Here is a 3,628-nt window from a genome sequence, read left to right on the forward strand (position 1 = left end):
AGTTCTTGTTTTCTTGACAAGATATTAGATTCTTCGGATTCCTTTTGTCAAGCATGATTGAGACGCTCTTACCCTGGGTCGGATTACCTTAAATCCTACTAGCTTTGACCTGTATTATTTGATCCATTCTCTCGAAGAAATGCTCAAACTCAAAGCTGATTCTAAAGGTTTACAGCTCAGTTTGTACATCAATTCTAACATTCCTCAGTATGTAAAGACTGACGAAAGTAAATTGCGTCAAGTCTTAATTAATCTGCTAGGAAATGCGATCAAGTTTACTACGAAGGGAAGTGTGACACTTCGGGTTGCAGCAATTAGTGCGAAACAAAAGTTTCTAACCGACAACGAACCACGGACTATTACGTTTGAAGTGGAAGACACGGGCGACGGCATTGCTCCTACTGAGGTAGATTCTTTATTTGAGGCTTTTGTACAAACTGACGCGGGGCGGAAATCTCTAGAAGGAACTGGCTTGGGTTTACGCATCAGCCGACAATTCGTACAACTGATGGGAGGAGACATTACCGTCACCAGTACCTTGAATCGAGGAACAGTTTTTAGTTTCGATATCCAAATTAGCTCCTCTGAGATGGCTGAAGTTCAGCCTCGACAATCAAGAAGGCGGGTAATTGCTCTAGAACCCAACCAACCTTCATATCGCATCTTGGTGGTTGATGATAAATGGGAGAGCCGTTTGCTATTAATTAATGTTCTCGAACCGCTTGGCTTGGAGGTGCGCGAAGCAGTAAATGGTCAAGAAGCTATTACAATCTGGGAAACTTGGAAACCCCACCTAATTTGGATGGATATGCAAATGCCTGTGATAGACGGGTATGAAGCGACTAGACAAATTAAAGCCAAGATTCAAGAGAAGGCTACCCCGATTATTGCGCTGACCGCTAGCGCTTTTGAGGAAGAGCGAGCCATTGTTTTATCATCAGGCTGTGACGATTGTGTGAGCAAGCCGTTCCAAGAAGAAGTTATTTTTGACAAAATGGCTGAACATTTAGGACTAAAGTATATTTATGAAGATTTACCCCAGCTTAAATTATCTCAGTTTGGGAGTCAAGACTTGAGTGTAAAAGCAGGGGAAGAAACTGAATTTTTGAGAACGACTTTGGCCGCAATGCCTACGGAGTGGGTGATACAGTTACATGAAGGAGCTATCGATGCTGATGCCGACCTGATTTTAAGTTTAGTCGCCACAATCCCTGAATCCGATACTTCTTCGGCGGAGGTTCTCGCCGATTGGGTTAATAACTTTCGCTTTGATAAAATTACTGCCTTAACTGAAAATTTAATCCTATGAAAAACCAGCAATTAGAATCTCATTTTGCCAATCTTTTAGTGGTTGACGATACGCCAGACAACCTGCGTCTTTTATCCACTATGTTGAGCGAAAAAGGATATAAAGTTCGGGCCGTAATAAACGGGAACATGGCCTTAAAAGCAGCGCGTTCTACCCCACCCGATTTGATTTTACTCGACATCACTATGCCTCAGATGAACGGCTACGAAGTTTGCCAACACCTAAAAGCAGATGGCAAAACTTCGGGTATCCCAGTTATTTTCTTGAGCGCCCTAGATCAAGTATTGGATAAAGTCACAGCATTTGCTGTTGGAGGAGTAGACTACATCACCAAGCCCTTTCATTTAGAAGAAGTTTTGGCTCGCGTCGAAAATCAACTAACTATTCAGCGGTTGCAAAAAAAATTACACGAGCAAAATGCGCAATTGCAGGAATCGGAAGCTAAAGAGCGAGAGAAAGCCCTACAACTAGAGCAGGCTCTACAACAGTTACAACAGGCACAAGCTCAACTCATCCAAAGCGAGAAAATGTCAAGTTTGGGGAAGGTCGTAGCGGGGGTAGCTCACGAAATTAACAATCCGATTAACTTCATTAAAGGGAACCTCTGTCCTGTAACAGAGTACGCTCAAGATTTGTTGAGGCTGGTGCAACTCTATGAAGAAGATTTGCCCAATCCCACACAAGCTATTCAGAAACAACAAGAGGCTATGGATCTCACTTTTCTCAGGAATGACTTGCCGAAGCTAATTGCTTCTATGAGCGTAGGAGTTGACCGGATCATAGAAATAGTACAATCGCTGCGGAATTTTTCCAGACTTGATGAAGCTGAGTTAAAAGCGGTGGATATCCATGAAGGGCTTGAAAGTACGCTGATGATTTTGCAGCATAGACTGAAAGATGAGGTAAGCCAAACGATAATTAAAGTTGTAAAAGAGTATGAGGAATTGCCCACGATAGAATGCTATGCGGGGAAAATGAATCAAGTTTTTATGAATGTTCTGACTAATGCTATTGATGCGTTGCACTCACAAAAAAGTTTGGCAAAAGAGGCAGATAATAACAGCCCACTCCCTACTATTACTATTTGCACCAAGTTACTCTCCGACTTTCAAGTAGGTATTTATATTACTGATAACGGACCGGGCATAAGAGAAGAAATTCAACAACGGATATTTGAACCCTTTTTTACAACGAAGCAAGTGGGTCAAGGAAAGGGGCTGGGGTTATCGATTAGCTATGCTATTGTAGTGGACGAGCACGGCGGGCAACTCAGTTGTATTTCGGTACCTGCTCAAGGTACGACATTGGCAATCGAAATTCCGATTCATCCCCATAAAAAACATTTTTATAAAGAAGTTTTGGCAGGGTTATAAGCCACACTATAATCAAAGCCTTGAAAAATGGTGGAAAAGCGTAAATAATACTTACTTATTAGCCAATTATTTTTGCACTCTTCACAAATTTTTCCATCGATCGCAAGCCTATATTCCTCCTCACAGAGTGCGACAGCTTTTCCTTTAACGCCCCTTGAATTATGAACCGCCGCCGACTTAGCTTCTTTTCTAGTAGCTTATGTACGCCGTCTCCAACTAAAATTAATGATGAACTCAGCACTCATCTTTTAACGACTTTGGCAAACTGTGAGGGTAAAAATGCAATTTGATACATCGCTTAGGGTGGGGGCTAATGTGTTTGTCCTGAAGCACGCCCTAGCTGTACCTCAAACCGAGCGAATCCTTGACGTACACGCGCAGCGACATCGCGGCTATCAGCGCCGAAGTAAATATGGGTGTGAAAACAAACAATTTCGATGGTGTCTCCTTTCATGATTTTCAGTGAGGTATTGAGCCGACATCAGGACAAAACGGCTGTTAACTTCAGGCTAACTTGACTTGTGGCAAACTGCGGAATTGAGCCACCAGTGTTGTTCGCACTCATCCCGTCGATCGCCTCTAACTCAACAACAGACAAAACTTTTGGTTTCATCTCACACAAATTTTGCAGCAGGGCCTTGACGAACGGAAATACAAAATACTCCGTCAGCTTGCCTATGCGGTAGTTAAAGGGTTGATATCGGTGTTTGAAGTACAGTTCCACATTGCCCCGGTGTTCCCACAATCCCAGGAAGCTGACGCCAACATCCAAGTAATGCGTTCTGACATCCCGCTGCACTTCGGCTATTCGTTCCTCGATCGATCGAGTAGTAATTCCAATTTTATAGAAGATGGTGCCGTTCGCTTTGGGTAGAGTCGAGGGAGGCTATTATGTCTCGCCCCTCTCTTTTAAATCTGGACGTGCAACTTTCATTGCATCCAGCTT

General features: G+C 43.1%; 2 protein-coding genes and 1 pseudogene. 2 read left to right on the forward strand and 1 reads right to left on the reverse strand.

Annotated elements, in window-relative coordinates:
- The first annotated feature begins 139 nt into the window (after positions 1-139).
- Both QUB61_RS38400 and QUB61_RS38405 read left to right on the forward strand, forming a co-directional pair.
- Positions 140-1,309: an ATP-binding protein gene (locus QUB61_RS38400; RefSeq protein WP_333136614.1), complete on the forward strand. Its 1,170-nt coding sequence runs from the start codon at positions 140-142 to the stop codon at positions 1,307-1,309.
- Entirely contained in the window at positions 1,306-2,682 is a 1,377-nt protein-coding gene (locus QUB61_RS38405; RefSeq protein ID WP_333136616.1) for a response regulator, read from the forward strand. Before QUB61_RS38400 ends, QUB61_RS38405 begins: the two co-directional genes overlap by 4 nt.
- Before the next feature lie 481 nt (positions 2,683-3,163).
- Here the strand turns inward: QUB61_RS38405 and QUB61_RS38410 are convergent.
- Positions 3,164-3,541, reverse strand: a pseudogene (locus QUB61_RS38410) (GIY-YIG nuclease family protein); the annotation flags it as partial.
- Positions 3,542-3,628: the final 87 nt, after the last annotated feature.

Source organism: Microcoleus sp. C2D2, assembly GCF_036702495.1.
GTDB lineage: Bacteria > Cyanobacteriota > Cyanobacteriia > Cyanobacteriales > Microcoleaceae > Microcoleus.

What these genes read in the sequence shown, in the direction of transcription:
- QUB61_RS38400 (WP_333136614.1), top strand. Translation starts at nt 140, where the DNA reads ATGCTCAAACTCAAAGCTGATTCTAAAGGTTTACAGCTCAGTTTGTAC.
- QUB61_RS38405 (WP_333136616.1), top strand. Translation starts at nt 1,306, where the DNA reads ATGAAAAACCAGCAATTAGAATCTCATTTTGCCAATCTTTTAGTGGTT.